Source organism: Amycolatopsis sp. CA-126428 (assembly GCF_002904335.1).
Taxonomy (GTDB): domain Bacteria; phylum Actinomycetota; class Actinomycetes; order Mycobacteriales; family Pseudonocardiaceae; genus Amycolatopsis.
In genome coordinates this window covers 86707-102277 of the sequence record NZ_PPHF01000187.1, presented here as the reverse complement: position 1 = coordinate 102277, position 15571 = coordinate 86707, and the positions used below count along the sequence as shown (strand labels likewise).

The window sequence follows — 15571 nt, the reverse complement described above, 5'->3', positions numbered from 1 at the left end:
GCTTCGTTCTTGCCAGTATGCAAAGTCTTGTGTGACCTGGGGCTATGCCCGGGCCAGCCGCCTGCGCAACGCCGCGAGCTGTCCCGCCGCGCTCCCGTCGATGACCTCGTCGCCGACGCGGACGACGAGCCCGCCGCCGAGCCGGGGGTCGACCTCGACGTGCAGCGCGATCTGCCGCCCGTAGATGTCGTTGAGCTTCGCGCCCAGCTGGGCGGTCTGCTCGTCGGACAGGGCACTTGCGCTGGTCACGTAGGCGACCGAGCGCCGGCGCCGCTCCGCGGCCAGCTCGACCAGCTTGTCGAGCCCGACGCCGACGCCGCGGCCCTTGGCCCGGCGCACGACCTGCTCGACGAGGGTCTCGGTGACCACGTCCACCTTGTCGGCGAACAGCCCGCGCACGAGCGCGCGCTTCGCCTCGGCGGAACCGTTCAGGTCCGACAGCGCCGCCTCGAGCTCGGGGTGGTTGGCCACGACCCGCGCGACCTGGAAGAGCTGGGACTCGACGGTGTCGACGTTCCCGGTCTTCTCCGCCGAGGTGAGCAGGGCCGAGCGACCGAGCGACTCCAGCCCGTCGGTCAGCTCACGGGGGCTGGACCAGCGGCTGCCCGCCACGGCGTCGAGGACCTTGAGAGCCGGTTCGGACAGCTTGCCGTCGAACAGCCGGCGCACCAGCGCGGTGCGCGCCTCCGGCGTCGCCGAGGCGTCGCTCACCGCCCGGCGCAGGCCGATCTCCCGGTCCAGCAGGTCGACGACCGAGAGCAGCTCGTCGCCGACCGAGGACGACACTGTGGCGTCGGCGTCGGCCAGAACCTCGCCGAGGCGTTCCTCGGCGAGGCCGAGCGCTTCACGGCTCGCAGCATGCAGCGTCATCTCTGGTTACTTCCCCGCTCCGTTGGAGGCACCCGCGGTCTCCAGCTCCGCCAGGAACCGGTCGACGGTGCCGCGGCGGCGCACCTCGTCCTCGAGCGACTCGCCGACGATCCGGCTGGCCAGCTCGACGGCGTTGCGGCCCATGTCGGCCCGCAGCTCCGCGATGATCTGCGCCTTCTGGGCCTGCAGCTGGGCCTGCCCCTGGGCGACGATGCGCTGGGACTCGGCTTCCGCGTCGGCCCGCAGCTCCGCCTTGATCTGCTCGGCTTCGAGCCGGGCGTCGTCGCGGATCTTCGCGGCTTCGGACCGCGCCTCGGCCAGCTGGGCCTTGTACTTGGCCAGCGCCTCTTCGGCCTCGGCCTGGGCCCGCTCGGCCTTCTCGATGCCTCCCTCGATCTTCTGCGCACGCTCTTCGTACGCGGCCTCGAAGCGAGGGACGACGTACTTCTTCAGAACGAGCAGCAGGATCACGAAGGCGACGATCCCGAGAATGACCTCGGGAATGTGCGGGATGATCGGGTTGGGCGCCTCTTCGGCGGCCAACACCAATTCAGTCTTCAGCACGACGTCTCCTTAAGCGATGAGCTGACGAACTCAGGCAGCGGAGGCGATGAAGTAGATGACGATACCGATCAGGGCCAGCACCTCGGTCAGCACGAAGGTCGAGAAGCCGATGCCCTGGAGCTTGCCCTGCGCCTCAGGCTGACGCGCGGTGCCGTTGATGACGGCGGCGAAGATCAGACCCACACCGATGCCCGGGCCGATCGCGCCCAGGCCGTAACCGATGGCGGCGAGGCCGGGGTTGATGTTGGCGGCCTGCTCCGCGGCCTGGGCCAGAACGATGTTGCTCACGTGCATTTCCCTTCACTTCGGTCCACGCGCTCGCGCGGATCGGGGGCTTGTGTTCTCAGTGCTCCGACGCCAGCGCGGCGCCGATGTACCCGGCCGACAGCAGGGCGAAGATGAAGGCCTGCAGCACCTGGATGAAGGCCTCGAGGAAAGTCATCAGGATCGCGAAGGCGAACGCCACCGGCGAGACGAGCTTCAGCCCGATCCCGTCGGTCTCGGTCAGCAGGAAAGTGCCGCCGAGGGTGAACACCATGATGATGAGGTGACCGGCGAACATCGCGGCGAACACTCGGATGGCGAGCGTGGCCGGCGCGATGAAGAACTTCTGCGCGAACTCGATCGTCGAAAACAGCGGCAGCACGAAGCCCGGCACTCCGGCCGGCGCGAGCTCCTTCTTCAGGTAACCCTTGAAGCCGTGGCGCTTGAAGCCGACGTAGTGGTACACCGGGTAGACGACCAGCACCGAGAGCGCGAGCGGGAAACCGATCCGCGCCATCGTCGGGAACTGGAAGAACGGGATGATCCCGAACAGGTTGTTCACCAGTACGAAGGTGAACAGCGCGAGGACCAGCGGGATGAACGGCTTGAAGTCCTTCGAGCCGATCTGTTCCCTGGCGATGTTGTTGCGGCTGAAGTCGTAGATGGATTCGGCGACGAACTGCGACTTGCCGGGGACGACCTTCAGCTTCCGGGACGCCAGCACGAAGTAGGCGATGATGATGATCACGGAGATCACCACGAGCAGCATCGGCTTGGTGAAGCTGCCCCAGTACCCGGAGCCGAAGAGAGGCGGCAGGTTGAAGTCCGCCACACCGGGGGGCTTGAATGTCTCACCCTCGGTCAGTACCAGCGCGCCCACTGGGCTCCTTCCGGTTCTCCCGGCCGGCGTTCACTCCGCCGGGGGAATCGTCACGATCTGGACTTAACGTACCCGATACGTATCGGGACGTCGGAGGCGGCTGCCCCACTGTGCGATGAACACGTCTTCACGTTCTGCACACGGGGTTGTCTCGCGTGAACACTGCCCTGCGGTCTACTTCGGACCAGCGGCCGGACGGCGGAACTACACGGTCGCCACTCTGCTGATCGCGGTTCGTCTGAGGGAGTGCGCGGTCGAGGCCACCACCCTTGACGCGGACCATACCAGCAGGTCAATCAGTGCCGGACAGGCGTACTCCTAACCAACCGATCAGCCCAGGACTTAGGTCCCGGGTCGTCCCGGGACCCAGGTCCGGTGCGGGCCGGGACCCGGTCCGGATCACCGCAGGCGAGGGGTCCCGGTCACCGTCCGCAGTCCGCACGAAAGCGCACCTTTGTGGCGCCGGTCACACTCGGGCGGCCGCAGATGAGGGCACGAAGAGTAACGGCGTCAGGACGGGATGATCGTCGGGATCTTCGTCTTGCGGAAGGCGGCGAACTCGGCCGCCGCGGCGAGGAGGATGGCCACGATCATCGTGATGCCGAGCGACATCGGGTGCAACGCGGTGACGCCCTTCAGCAGCGTCAGCGCCCCGAAGAGCAGGACCACCTTCACGACGTACCCGCCGAGCGCGATGACCATGACGAACATCGGGTCCTGGCCCGCGCTGAACCTCATCATGCCCAGGGTGGACAACGACGCCAGCATGGCGAGCACGCCGCCGACGAGCGAGCCCAGGAAGCCGGGCAGGCCGTTGAGGATGCTGAACAACGCGATGCACACCAGCACCGCGGGCGGGGTCACCAGCAGCGAGGCCTTCGTCATCGCGCGGGCCGCCTGCAGCACCACCTTGGCGTGCGGGTTCTCCTGCTCGTGCGTTTCGGCTTCGCTCACACCTGGCTCCCTGCTCGGTTGCCCCCGAGTGTAGAGACTCCCGCCGGTCAGGTCCCCGGCTGGTTGCGCGAGCGCAGCCGCGGGACGACCGAGACCACCACCGCGAACACCAGCCCGACGCCGATGATCCACAGCGCCGCGGCGTCGTCGAACAGCGTCACGGACACCGCGCCGAAGGCGAGGATCCCGGCCCACAAGTAGATCAGCAGGACCGCGCGGCGCTGGGAGTGACCGATCTCCAGCAGGCGGTGGTGCAGGTGCATCTTGTCGGCGGCGAACGGGCTTTCGCCGCGGCGGGTGCGCCGGATGACCGCCATGATCAGGTCCAGCATCGGCACGAACAGCACCGCCGCCACGACCACCAGCGGCGACAGCAGCGCGATCGCGTCCTTGCCGCTGAACTGCGGGTACGGCACCCGCCCGGACGCCGACGTCGTCGCGCCCGCGAGCATCAGGCCGATCATCATCGAGCCGGAATCGCCCATGAAGATCTTCGCGGGCTGGAAGTTGTACGGCAGGAAGCCCAGGCACGCGCCGGCGAGCGTGGCCGCGATCAGCGCGGGCGGGTAGGTGCCGACGTCGCCGCCGGAGCTGTCGAGCAGGCCGAGAGAGAACGCGCAGGTGGCGGCGGCCGCGATGAACCCGAGGCCGCCGGCCAGCCCGTCGAGGCCGTCGACGAAGTTCATCGCGTTGACCATCACCACGACCATCACGACGGTGAGCAGCGCGCCCTGGTTCTTGTCGAGCACCAGGACCGAGCCGAACGAGGCACCGGTGCCGCCCCACGGCACCCAGAACGACACCCACTGCACGCCGAAGATGACCAGGATCCCGGCGCACATGACCTGGCCGGCCAGCTTCGTCCAGGCGTCCAGCTCGAACCGGTCGTCGAGCGCGCCGATCAGGGAAATCACACCGGCCGCCAGCAGCACGCCGACCGAGTCGAAGGAGGCGTCGAAGCCGTGCGACAGCGCGGGCAGCTGGTGGGCCAAGCCCATCGCGCCGGCGACGCCGAGGAAGATGCCGATCCCGCCCATCCGCGGGATGGGGGCGACGTGCACGTCACGGGCACGGGGGTTGGCGATCGCGCCGACGCGGATGGCGATCCGGCGGACGACGCCGGTGAGCAGGTAGGTCACGGCCGTCGCGGTCAGCGCGACGAGGATGTATTCCCGGATGGGGAGGAGACCGGATGTGGGCGGCACGGGGACGTCACGCTCGCGGGGTCGGGGTCACCCGCGACACGCTATCGTGCCGCTTCGGGCCCCTTGATCCGGCTTCACGCCAACGATTCCGCGGGGACACCGAGCACCTCCGCGATGGCCTCCTTGCCCACCGCGCCCTCGCGCAGCACGACCGGCTCGGTGCCGGTGAGGTCCACGATGCTCGAGGCGACGGCCTCCCCGCTCGACCCGCCGTCGAGGTACACCGCGACCGAATCGCCGAGCTGTTCCTGGGCTTCCTGCGCGGTGCTGGCGGGCGGCCGCCCGGAGACGTTCGCACTCGAGACGGCCATCGGGCCGACGTCGCGCAGCAGCTCGAGCGCCACCGGGTGCAGCGGCATCCGCAGCATCACGGTGCCGCGGGCGTCACCGAGGTTCCACTGCAGACTCGGCGCGTGCGGCAGCACGATGGACAGATCGCCGGGCCAGAAGGCTTCGATGAGCGCCCGCGCCTGCGGCGGCACCCCGAGCACCAGCCCGTCCACAGTGGACCAGGACCCGACGAGCACGCCGACCGGCATGTCCGGGCCGCGGTTCTTGGCACGCAGCAGCGCTTGGACCGCGCCGGCGTCGAAGGCGTCGGCACCGATGCCGTAGACCGTGTCGGTCGGCAGGACGACCAGCCTGCTCGACCGCACCGCCCCGGCCGCCGCGGCCAGCCCGTCGGCCCGGGTCTCCCGCTTGCTGCAGTCGTAGACCACGCTCATGGGGGCCAAGGGTAGTCCGGCCGGTCGCGGGGGCGTTCGCCGCGTCACACCGGCTGGGGTGGGTGGAGGAGCGGTGCCGGTCGGCGGTGGGTTGGTCGTGGTCGGGTGAGTGCGGGGTGGGCTGTTCCTGGGTGGGTTTGCGGTCCCGGCCGGTCCCGGTCTGTCCCGGTTGGGCTCGGCTCAGCTCGGCTGGCCGGTTGGCTCGCTGCTCAGCTCGGCTGGCCGGTTAGCTCGCTGCTCGGCTCGGCCAGCTGCTCGGCTGGTCGGCTCAGCTGCTCGGCTCGGCTGGTCGGTCGGTCGGTCGGCTGGCTCGGCTCAGCTCGGCTGGCCGGTTTGGCGGCCCGGCGCGGGTGCATGCAGGCCGGCGCCTTGGGGGCGCCCCCCGCTTACCACGCTACCGGCGAGCACCGACAGTTTCGGGCGGTCCTGGTGCGCGCAGCCGGAGTTGTTCACAACGCTCGGCACAATCCAGCGCCGTGGGGCGCGGCCCAACTGCTCGGCTCGGCTGCTTGGTCGGCTCGGCAGGTCGGCTCAGCTCGGCTGGCCGGCTTGGCTGATCGCTCGGCTGGCCGGCTCGGCTGGTCGCTCGACAGTCCGGCTTGGCTGATCGCTCGGCAGGCCGGCTTGGCTGATCGCTCGGCTGGCCGGCTTGGTCGGCCCGGCCCGGCGCAGGTACGTGCAGCCCGGTGCCTTGGGGGCGCCCCCCGTCTTCCACGCTACCGGCGACCACCGACAGTTTCGGGCGTTCCCGGTGCCCGCGGCCGGAGTTGTCCACAACGCTCGGCACAGTCCCGCGCCGCCGCCGGTGCCATGCCCGTCGCCGGGCTGACCGGCCAGACTTTCGTCGTGGGGCAAGCGGGTAAACCTCGCCGCAGGGCGGAACCAAGACAGTGCGGCTCAATACGGTCGATCTTCGGGAACCACCACCCGTGGGTTCCCAGTGAAGGAGCCGCACATGCGCCCCAGAACCCCGAAAGCACTCGCCCTGCTCGCCGCGGTCGCCGTCCTCACCGGGCTCGGCACCGGTACCGCCGCGGCCGAACCGCTCACCCGGGGCTGGCCCGCCCCGATCGATGCCGCGCACTGGGAGAACCAGGACCACATGACCTGGTCCGACTACCGCAAGGTGCCCGGCACGAACTGGGCCGACCCGAACCTCAAGCCGACCCAGCGCACCTTCAAGGGCGCCGTCGTGCTCGCCGACTACCCGGACCAGGACTTCGTCGTCACGCGTCCCGCCAACTCGACCGTGTTCGGCAACCCCGCGCCGACGGCGGCGAACATCCCGCGGGCGAACGTCGCGAAGCACTACCAGGACTTCCTCAACAAGCCCGAGGCCCTGAACAACGGCCACACGATCAACGAGTACTGGATGGAGGACTCCGGCGGCCGGTTCGGCGTGCAGCTGACCGCCTTCGGGCCGTACCGGATGCCCGGGAAGTCGTTCGAGTACGGCATGGAGTTCCAGCCGAGCGCGTGCCCGCCCGGCGCGAACTGCGCCCGTGACCTGCGCAAGGACGCCGGGGACGCCTGGCGCGCCGACGTCGGCGACGCCGCGAAGCAGTTCGACTTCGTCTTCTACCTCTCCGCCGGCCAGGACGAGAGCTCGACCTGGCAGGAGTTCGGCGAGATGAAGTTCGGGACGAAGGAGAACGTGCCCGACAGCTTCGGCCCGCCGAACCACGACCTGCCGAACTACGCGGCCACCCGGTACGTGCCGTGGACGTCGTGGGCGTCGGCCGCCAGCATCTGGCCGAACGCCCAGGACGGCAGCTCGGTGCAGGCCGAAAGCTCCGGTCAGTCGACCTACGCCCACGAGTTCAGCCACATCCTGGGCATCGGCGACAACTACAACAACCCGTTCGGCGTCCCGCCTTCGCGCAGCTACAGCGGCCCGTGGGACATGCTGTCGCGCGGCACGTTCAACGGCCCCGGCGGCCCGCACACGCGGTGGCAGATCCCGGCGACGCAGGGCAGCTCGATGGGAGCCCAGCACCAGCTGCGCAACAAGCTGAAGCTCGGCATCGTCGACCCCGCCGACGTATTGCGGCTGGACCGCGCCGAGCTGGCCACTTCGGGGCCGGTGTCGGCGCGGTTGACGGCGCGCGAGGCCGAGGCGCAGCCCGGGGCGTTCACCGGCCTGAACATCACGCTCACCGGCGGGGACAAGGCGCCCAAGTGCGACCGGTCGAAGGACCCGTTCTGTGACGGGGGCGGCTACGACAACTACACCGTCGAGGTCGTCGACCGGATGGGCTCGGACTCCTTCGCGCCCGACTCGGGTGTGCTGATCACGAAGACGAAGAACCAGGACAACGCCCCGTTCGACTGGGTGATCGACGCCAACCCGCGTGACATCGGCATCACCGACTACACGAAGCCGGACGGGACGCCGGTGAAGATCACCATCGGTGACTACCGGCAGCTCAACGACGCCCTGTTCAAGGCGGGCACCGAAGCGGCGAGCCCGTACGAGTACACCGACGAGGCGAACCGCCTGCGGTTCCTGATCACCGACGTGGCCCGCGACCGCCAGGGGATCCTGTCGTACACGGTGACGGTGGCTTCGCTGGACGGCTCGGGCGGCCAGGCGCGCGGGGCGGCACTGACCCCGGCCCTCCCGGCCTTCGCCCGGGGAGGCCTGGCGACCTGCGAGTTCGGCCTGCTGAACACGGGCTCGGCCCGGGGTGCGAAGGCACCGTACGACACGGACACGTACCGCTTGAGCGTGTCGACGGACGCCCGGGGCTGGGAGGTCCGCCTCCCGAACGAGCTGGCCACGGCGAAGTTCGGCGGGCACGTGAAGGTGCCGGCGTACGCGAAGCGCGGCCAGGGCGGCGACTTGGCGGCGAGGGTGAAGCTGACGGCGACATCGGTGAGCGACCCGTCGAAGACCGCGACGGCGAGCTGCACGGCGTTCGGCTTCTAGCCCGGCTTCTGGTTGGGGGGCCGCGCCGGTTCGGGCGGCCCCCCTTCTGCTCGCCTGCTTGTGGACAACTCCGGCTGCCGGCGCGAACTGTGGACAACTCCGGCTGCCGGCACGAGATACGCCCGAAACTGTCGGTGGTCATCGGTAGCGTGGAAGACGGGGGCGCCCCCGGGCGGCGGGCCAGGTTTGCCTGCGCTGCGGGCTGGTCGAACAGCGCTGGGTGCGGTGGTGAGCCGCGACCCGTCACAGCCTCCAGCAGCGGTTCCTCGACGCCACCACGGCCCGGGCGCCGCCCGCTCGACCCAGCCAGCGTCCCGGCGCCGCTCCCTCAGCCCAGCCGGCGGGCAGTAACGAACCGCGCCCGGCCCGTCAGGTCCGCATGGTCCTCGACCCCGGTCAGCACCCGGCGCGCCCGGACCAGGGCCGGGACCGCCGAACCGTGCGTGTCGTCGTGCTCGATCGCCAAGCCGCCGCCCGGGCGCAGCAGCCTTGCGCCCGCCGCGATCGCGTGGCGGATCACCGCCAGGCCGCTCTCCTCCGCGAACACCGCGCGCGGCGGGTCGTGCTCCGCGACCTCCGGGGGCACCGGGGTGCCCTCCGGGACGTACGGCGGGTTGCACAGCACCAGGTCGACCAGGCCGTCGAGCTCGGCGAACATCGTCGGGTCGCCGATGTCGCCCGAATACAACCGGATCGGGGTGTTGCCCGCGTCGGCGTGCACGTCGGCGTTGTGGCGGGCCCAGGCCAGCGCCTGCGGGTCGATGTCCACCGCGTAGACCACCGCGTCCGGGCGCGCGTTGGCCACCGCCAGCGCCAGCGCGCCGGAGCCCGTGCACAGGTCCACCACCACCGGGAACTCGCGGCCCTGCAGGAACTTGACGCCCCACTCGAGGAGCAGCTCGGTCTCCGGCCGGGGGACGAACACCCCGGCGCCGACCGCCACCGTGATGTCGCCGAGCGCGGCCCAGCCGGTCAGGTACTGGAGGGGGATGCGCTTGGCGCGCTGCTGGACGAGCTGGCCGATGGCCTCGATGACCGGCGGGTCGACCAGCGGCACCATCGGCAGCCGGCCGCGTTCGACCCCGAGCACGTGCGCGGCGATCACCTCGGCGTCGAAGCGCGGCGAGGCGACGCCCGCGCGCTCGAGGATCCGGGTGGCCTCGATGATGGCCAGGCGCAGCGGCTGCCGATTCACTCGTCGTCCTTCACCTCGTCGAGCCTGGCACACCAGGCGGAACTCCCCCGTGAGGACACGCGCCGGTCCTACCCGACCAGCGTATCGAGGCACCCCCGGGGTTTGGCCGACAAGTACCGTGCCGATCGTGCCGCCGCGGGAGCCGTTCGCGCCGGCCCGGCAGGTTGCCCCGCTCGACCGGCCGGAACGAGCCGGAGTTCGCCGAGGTCGGCGCGGACTTCGGCCGCCGGGGCCGGCGGACCGGCGCCACCCTCGACCTGCTCGCCGGCCTGTTCCGCACCGGCCGCGGCTGCTTCCGCTCCCCGGCCGCCGCGGTGGGCTGACCCGGGTCCCGGGATCGCGTCCTGCCGGATCTTCTAGGATGCAGGGCACCAGGACGGGGGAATCGCCTGCTCGACGGCGCCGCCCGCACCTTCGACACCGAAACTCCGGGGAGCCCCGCAGTGCCCACAGAGCCGATCACCCGCCGGGTGGCGTTCATCTTCCCGATCTACAACGAGGAAGAGAACATCGACCTGCTGCACCGGACCGTGGACGAGGTGACCGCCCCCCTCGCCGGGAAGTACGACTTCAGCTTCCTCTACGTCGACGACGGCAGCCGGGACGGCTCGCTGGCCAAGCTCACCGAGCTCAGCGCCCGCGACGATCGGGTCACCGTGGTCGAGCTGTCCCGCAACTTCGGCCACCAGATGGCCGTCACCGCCGGGCTGGACCTGGTCGACGCGGACGCCGTCGTCATCATGGACAGCGACATGCAGGACCCGCCGCGGGTGGCGCTCGAGCTGATCGAGAAGTGGGAAGAGGGCTTCGACGTCGTCTACGCGCAGCGGCGCTCGCGGCAGGACTCGGCGTTCAAGAAGCTGACCGCCGGCGGGTTCTACTGGTTCCTGCGGAAGATGGCCGCCGTCGACATCCCGAAGAACACCGGCGACTTCCGGCTGATCGACCGCAAGGTGGTCGACGAGCTGCGCAAGTACCGCGAGCGCGACCGCTTCCTGCGCGGGCTGGTCAGCTACATCGGCTTCAAGCAGACGGCCGTGCTGTTCGACCGCGACAAGCGGCACGCCGGCGTCACGGGCTACCCGCTGCGCAAGATGCTGCGCTTCGCCGCCGACGGCATCCTCGGCTTCTCGGTGACGCCGCTGCGGATGATCACGCGCATGGGGTACCTGATCTCGTTCCTGAGCTTCGTCGGGGTCCTCTACGTCGGCGGCGTCAAGCTGTTCGCCCCGCAGACCGCGGTGCCCGGCTGGGCCTTCCTCGGGATCGCGATGTTCTTCCTCGGCGGCATCCAGATCATCATGCTCGGCGTGCTCGGCAGCTACATCGGCCGCACGTACTCGCAGGTGCAGAACCGGCCGCTCTACGGCGTCGCGTCGGTGCGCACCGGCCCGGGGGTGCCGGTCGAGGCCCGCGAGGGCGCCGAAGCGGGAAGAAGCGCCCGGTGAAGCTGATTTCGGCGACCCAGCTGCGCTTCGGGCTGGTCGGCGTGGGCAACACCCTCGTCGACGCCCTCGGCTACGCGCTGCTGGTGACGCTGGGTGTCCCGCTGTTCGTGGCGAACTTCGCCTCGACGACCACGGGCATGCTGCTCAGCTTCACCCTGAACCGGAACTTCACCTTCCGCGCCAAGGACGGCGACGTCCGCCGCCAGGCGCTGCTGTTCTTCGGTGTCACCGCGTTCGGGCTGTGGGTGGTGCAGGCGGCGATCATCTTCGCCGTCACCGCGGCGTTCCCCGGGGTGAACCTGCTGATCCCGAAGTTCGCCGGGATCGCGGTCGGCCTGGTCTGGAACTACGTGCTCTACAACAAGGTCGTCTTCCGGCAGCGGCCCGCGGCGGCCGAGCCGCCGGTCGCCGAGGTCACGCATGACTAGGACGGCCGTCCCGTCCCGGCTCGCCGACGAGGTCGAGCCGGAACGTGCGGAACCGGCCGCCGCCGGTCGCTGGGCCTGGCTGAACGGCGACTACGCCCGCGTCTTCGCCGTGGTGCTGGCCTGGAACGTGGTGCTGCTCGCGGTGGCGTACCTGTTCGCGCCGTCCAGCCCGGTCGACGAGGGCATCCCGAAGACCGGCATCGGCTCGACGATGAGCCTCCTGGCGCACACCTACCGCTGGGACGCCGGCAACTACGGCGAAATCGCCGTGCACGCCTACACCGGCAGCTACGCCCCGACGCGGGCGTTCTATCCGGTGTTCCCGCTCCTGGTCTGGCTGGTGCAGACGGTCAGCTTCGGCACGCTCGGCCTGCTCGCCGCCGGCTTCCTGGTCAACCTGGTGGCCACCTGGCTGGCCGCGGTGGCGCTGCTGAAGATCGGCCGCCACTTCTTCGACGGCGAGCGGGCCCCGTGGCTGGTCGTCGCGGCGTTCCTCACCGCGCCCGCCGCGTTCTTCCTGCACTCGTTCTACAGCGAGGCGGTGTTCTGCGCGCTGGGCTTCTGGGCCTACCTGTTCGCGCTGCGCCGCCAATGGCTCTGGATGGGCCTGACGCTCATCCCGCTGACGGCCTCCCGCATCACGGCGGCGGTGTTCGTCGGCCTGTGCTTCCTGGAGTTCTGGCGGTCGAAGGACTGGAAGCCGCGCGGCCTCCTGTCGGCGAACGTGCTGTGGTTCCCGGCGGCGTTCCTCGGCCTCGGCGGCGTGCTCGTCGCCATGAAGATCCAGACCGGGGACTTCTTCGCCAGCTTTAACGCGCTCAAGGGCGTGCGGGAGTGGTCGTACCACCAGTTCAACCCGAACATCCTCGGAACGCTCTGGCGCGAAGCCAAGATCACCGGCCACGCGCTGCTCGGGGACACCCCGATGGACGCGTGGACGCTGATGAGCCACGTGCTGCCGATGATCGGCCTGGCGCTGCTGTTCGCGTCCTCGGTGTACGTCCTGGTGGCGCTGCGCGCCGACGGTGTCCCGCTGGCGCTGTTCGGGTTCGCGTCGATCGTGATGCTGACGATGAACAACAACGTGGTGTCGGTGCACCGCTACCTGCTGCCGTGCCTGGTGATGTACGTGGCGCTGGTCCTGTTCGGCGAGCGCCGCCCGAAGCTGCGCGGCGCGGTGCACGTGGTCCTGTACGCGAACGCGCTGGTCTGCGGAATGATCTACCTGCGCTTCATCACCGGTTTCTGGTCCGGTTGAGCCCAGCCGAAGGGGGCGGGAAATGAGCTTGTCCGGTTCGCTGCGACAGGAAACCGAGCACGCACCATCGGCGGCCGAACAGACCGTCGAAATATCCGCGGTCGCCGACCGGCCGGCCGCTGCTGGGCCGTCCGAGCGGACCCGCCGGGTCTACGTGGTCGTGCTCGCCGCCCTGCTGGTCCTGCTGGCCTTCGGCGTCCGGCTGGCCCTGTTCCGGTACGAGACCGCGGACTACACCGCCTTCTACCGGCGGTGGTACGACTTCGTCGTCGACCAGGGCGGGATCAACGCGCTCAAGTACGAGTTCTCCGACCTGAACGCGCCCTACCGGTACTTCATGGTGCTGCTGCCCCACCTGCCGGTGCCCTCCCCGCTCGCCGGGATCAAGGCCTTCTCGGTCCTGTTCGACGTGATCACGGCGTTCTTCGTGTACCGCATCGTGGCGCTGAAGCACCCGTCGCGCTGGATCGCGGCCGCGGCCGCGTTCACCGTGTTCATGCTGCCGACCGTCGTGATCAACAGCGCCATGTGGGCCCAGGGCGACGCGATCTACACCGCGTTCTCCCTCGGCGCCGTCTACTTCCTGCTGCGGAAGCGGCCCTGGTGGGCCTGTGTCTTCTTCGGCCTCGCGCTGGCGTTCAAGCTGCAGGCGATCTTCCTGTTCCCGCTGCTGCTTGTGATGGTGCTGCTCGGCCGCGTGCCGTGGCGGGCCCTGGTGGCGATCCCGGCCGTCTACCTCGCGCTGGACGTCCCCGCGCTGCTGGCCGGCGCGTCACCGGCGAAGCTGCTGACGGTCTACCTCAACCAGACGAGCATCTACCCGCAGCTGACCCTCAGCGCGCCCAACATCTGGCAGTTCTTCCGCGGCGAGCACGGCATGGAAACGATGAAGACCGCGGCGGTCCTGCTGACCGCGTTGCTGATCTTCACGCTCTGCCTGCTGGTGGTGCTCAGCCGGGTGGAGCTGACCGACACCCGGATCCTGGTGATCGGGGCGATCTCGGCGATCCTCGTGCCCTTCGTCCTGCCGTCGATGCACGAGCGCTACTTCTACCTCGCCGACGTCCTGACGCTCGTCCTGGCGTTCTACCTGCCGCGGCAGCTGTGGTACATCCCGATCGTCGTCGAGTTCTGTTCGCTCATGTGCTACCTGCCGAACATCTTCTTCGCGAAGGAGGGCGGCGAGCCGGTGGACTTCCGCATCCTCGCGGCGCTGGAACTGGCGGCGCTGATCCTGCTGGTCCGGTACGCCGTCTGGGACTTCCGCCGGCACCGCGAGCCACTCCCCCGGTAGGGCCGTGTGTCGACCCTTCAAACACGCGTGTCGACCATCTGATCACGTGTGTCGACTCTCGGGGCACGAACCAGAAGGTCCAGCTCGTGTCCGAAGGGTCGGCTCGCGTGATCCAGAAGCCGACACGTGTGATCAGGAGGTCGACACGGGCTAGCCCGACTGGGCCGCCAGGCGCTCTTCGCGGTCCGCGGTCGCCAGGGCGTCCAGCACGCCGTCCAGTTCGCCGTCGAGGACCTGGTCCAGGTTGTACGCCTTGTAGTTCACCCGGTGGTCGGAAATGCGGTTCTCCGGGAAGTTGTACGTCCGGACGCGCTCCGAGCGGTCCACCGTGCGGACCTGCGAACGGCGGGCGTCGGACGCCTTCGCCGCCGCCTCCTCCTCCGCGACCGCCTGCAGGCGGGCCTGGAGCACCTGCAGCGCCCGGGCGCGGTTCTGGATCTGGGACTTCTCGTTCTGGCAGGACACCACGATGCCCGTCGGCAGGTGGGTGATCCGGACCGCCGAGTCGGTCGTGTTGACGCTCTGGCCGCCCGGGCCCGACGACCGGAACACGTCGATGCGCAGGTCGTTCGGGTCGATCTCGACCTCGACCTCCTCCGGCTCCGGGTAGATCAGCACGCCGGACGCCGAGGTGTGGATGCGGCCCTGCGACTCGGTCGCCGGCACGCGCTGGACGCGATGGACGCCGCCCTCGAACTTCAGGCGGGACCACACCCCGTCCACGGCGGCGGCCTTGGTCTTGATCGACAGCGTCACGTCCTTGAAGCCGCCCAGGTCGGAGTCCACCGAGTCGAGGACCTCCGCCTTCCAGCCGTGGCGCTCGGCGTAGCGCAGGTACATGCGCAGGAGGTCGCCGGCGAACAGGGCCGACTCCTCGCCGCCCTCGCCGGACTTGATCTCCATCACGACGTCGGAGCCGTCGTACGGGTCGCGCGGGAGGAGCAGTTCGGTGAGCTTCGACTCGAGGTCGGGGATCCGCGCGGCCAGCACCTCGGCCTCGGCGGCGAACTCCGCGTCCTCGGAAGCCATCTCCCGCGCGGCCGCTAGGTCGTCTCGGACGGTGTCCAGCTCGTGGACGGCCCGCACCACCGGCGACAGCTCGGCGTAGCGGCGGCCGAGCTTGCGGGCGCGCCCTTGGTCGGCGTGCACCGCCGGGTCCGCGAGCTGGGCCTCCAGCTCCGCGTGTTCGGCGAGCAGCCCCTTGAGCGAGCTCGAATCCACCTCTGCCACCTCTCAGCCCGGGTCAAGACGAGAAACGGCGCCCACCCGCGCGTGCGGGTGGGCGCCGTGGAAAAAGCTACTTGGCGTCGGCGTCCTTCTTCTGCCGCTTGCCGTAGCGAGCCTCGAAGCGCGCGACCCGGCCACCGGTGTCCATGATCTTCTGCTTGCCCGTGTAGAACGGGTGGCAGTTCGAGCAGATCTCGACGTGGATGTTGCCGCTGGTCTTGGTGCTGCGCGTGGTGAAGCTGTTGCCGCAGTCGCAGTTCACTTCGGTGACTACGTACTCGGGGTGAATGCCGCTCTTCATGGTGTCCTCTCTCGTTGGCTCCGGGTCCC

16 protein-coding genes are annotated in these 15571 nt (G+C 69.8%); 6 read left to right on the top strand and 10 right to left on the bottom strand.

All coding sequences use genetic code 11. The features are described from left to right. Nucleotides 1-42: 42 nt before the first annotated feature. The 7 genes from C2L58_RS47830 to C2L58_RS47800 all read right to left on the bottom strand — a co-directional run bounded on the left by C2L58_RS47830 (nucleotide 43) and on the right by C2L58_RS47800 (nucleotide 5462). The gene (locus tag C2L58_RS47830; protein ID WP_103344260.1) at nucleotides 43-870 is read right to left on the bottom strand and encodes a F0F1 ATP synthase subunit delta; all 828 of its coding nucleotides are present in this window, start codon (nucleotides 868-870) and stop codon (nucleotides 43-45) included. A gap of 6 nt (nucleotides 871-876) precedes the next feature. Beyond that, on the bottom strand, nucleotides 877-1434 hold the full coding sequence (locus C2L58_RS47825) for a F0F1 ATP synthase subunit B (protein ID WP_103344259.1): 558 nt from the start codon (nucleotides 1432-1434) through the stop codon (nucleotides 877-879). A 30-nt stretch (nucleotides 1435-1464) separates the two neighbouring features. Then, on the bottom strand, nucleotides 1465-1722 hold the full coding sequence (locus C2L58_RS47820; RefSeq protein ID WP_033261340.1) for an ATP F0F1 synthase subunit C: 258 nt from the start codon (nucleotides 1720-1722) through the stop codon (nucleotides 1465-1467). A gap of 55 nt (nucleotides 1723-1777) precedes the next feature. Beyond that, on the bottom strand, nucleotides 1778-2578 hold the full coding sequence (gene atpB, locus C2L58_RS47815; protein ID WP_103344258.1) for a F0F1 ATP synthase subunit A: 801 nt from the start codon (nucleotides 2576-2578) through the stop codon (nucleotides 1778-1780). Between the two features lie 510 nt (nucleotides 2579-3088). Next, nucleotides 3089-3532: a hypothetical protein gene (locus tag C2L58_RS47810; protein WP_103344257.1), complete on the bottom strand. Its 444-nt coding sequence runs from the start codon at nucleotides 3530-3532 to the stop codon at nucleotides 3089-3091. 47 nt (nucleotides 3533-3579) lie between these two features. Further along, nucleotides 3580-4737, bottom strand: coding sequence for a glycosyltransferase family 4 protein (locus C2L58_RS47805; RefSeq protein ID WP_103344256.1), 1158 nt, complete (start codon nucleotides 4735-4737; stop codon nucleotides 3580-3582). A 74-nt stretch (nucleotides 4738-4811) separates the two neighbouring features. After that, complete coding sequence (locus tag C2L58_RS47800; RefSeq protein WP_013229531.1) at nucleotides 4812-5462, bottom strand: L-threonylcarbamoyladenylate synthase; 651 nt, start codon at nucleotides 5460-5462, stop codon at nucleotides 4812-4814. Between the two features lie 955 nt (nucleotides 5463-6417). Here C2L58_RS47800 and C2L58_RS47795 point away from each other — a divergent pair. Beyond that, nucleotides 6418-8391, top strand: a complete 1974-nt coding sequence (locus C2L58_RS47795) for a M6 family metalloprotease domain-containing protein (RefSeq protein ID WP_103344255.1) — start codon at nucleotides 6418-6420, stop codon at nucleotides 8389-8391. Nucleotides 8392-8719: 328 nt separating this feature from the next. Here C2L58_RS47795 and prmC read toward each other — a convergent pair whose 3' ends face one another. Next, entirely contained in the window at nucleotides 8720-9586 is an 867-nt protein-coding gene (gene prmC, locus C2L58_RS47790) for a peptide chain release factor N(5)-glutamine methyltransferase (RefSeq protein WP_091317424.1), read from the bottom strand. Between the two features lie 164 nt (nucleotides 9587-9750). Here prmC and C2L58_RS47785 point away from each other — a divergent pair, with 164 nt between their 5' ends. From C2L58_RS47785 to C2L58_RS47765, 5 genes are all read left to right on the top strand, one after another. Continuing rightward, a complete protein-coding gene (locus C2L58_RS47785; RefSeq protein WP_199191777.1) occupies nucleotides 9751-9909 on the top strand; it encodes a hypothetical protein in 159 nt (52 codons plus the stop codon). A 120-nt stretch (nucleotides 9910-10029) separates the two neighbouring features. Next, nucleotides 10030-11034, top strand: coding sequence for a glycosyltransferase family 2 protein (locus tag C2L58_RS47780; RefSeq protein ID WP_103344254.1), 1005 nt, complete (start codon nucleotides 10030-10032; stop codon nucleotides 11032-11034). Next, entirely contained in the window at nucleotides 11031-11462 is a 432-nt protein-coding gene (locus tag C2L58_RS47775; protein WP_103344253.1) for a GtrA family protein, read from the top strand. The genes C2L58_RS47780 and C2L58_RS47775 overlap by 4 nt, the downstream gene beginning before the upstream one ends. Then, nucleotides 11455-12720, top strand: coding sequence for a mannosyltransferase family protein (locus C2L58_RS47770; protein ID WP_103344252.1), 1266 nt, complete (start codon nucleotides 11455-11457; stop codon nucleotides 12718-12720). The genes C2L58_RS47775 and C2L58_RS47770 overlap by 8 nt, the downstream gene beginning before the upstream one ends. Before the next feature lie 22 nt (nucleotides 12721-12742). Then, complete coding sequence (locus C2L58_RS47765; protein WP_103344251.1) at nucleotides 12743-14014, top strand: DUF2029 domain-containing protein; 1272 nt, start codon at nucleotides 12743-12745, stop codon at nucleotides 14012-14014. Between the two features lie 150 nt (nucleotides 14015-14164). Here C2L58_RS47765 and prfA read toward each other — a convergent pair whose 3' ends face one another. Both prfA and rpmE read right to left on the bottom strand, forming a co-directional pair. Continuing rightward, a complete protein-coding gene (prfA, locus tag C2L58_RS47760; RefSeq protein ID WP_103344250.1) occupies nucleotides 14165-15235 on the bottom strand; it encodes a peptide chain release factor 1 in 1071 nt (356 codons plus the stop codon). 76 nt (nucleotides 15236-15311) lie between these two features. Continuing rightward, on the bottom strand, nucleotides 15312-15542 hold the full coding sequence (gene rpmE / locus C2L58_RS47755; protein WP_086863515.1) for a 50S ribosomal protein L31: 231 nt from the start codon (nucleotides 15540-15542) through the stop codon (nucleotides 15312-15314). Nucleotides 15543-15571: the final 29 nt, after the last annotated feature.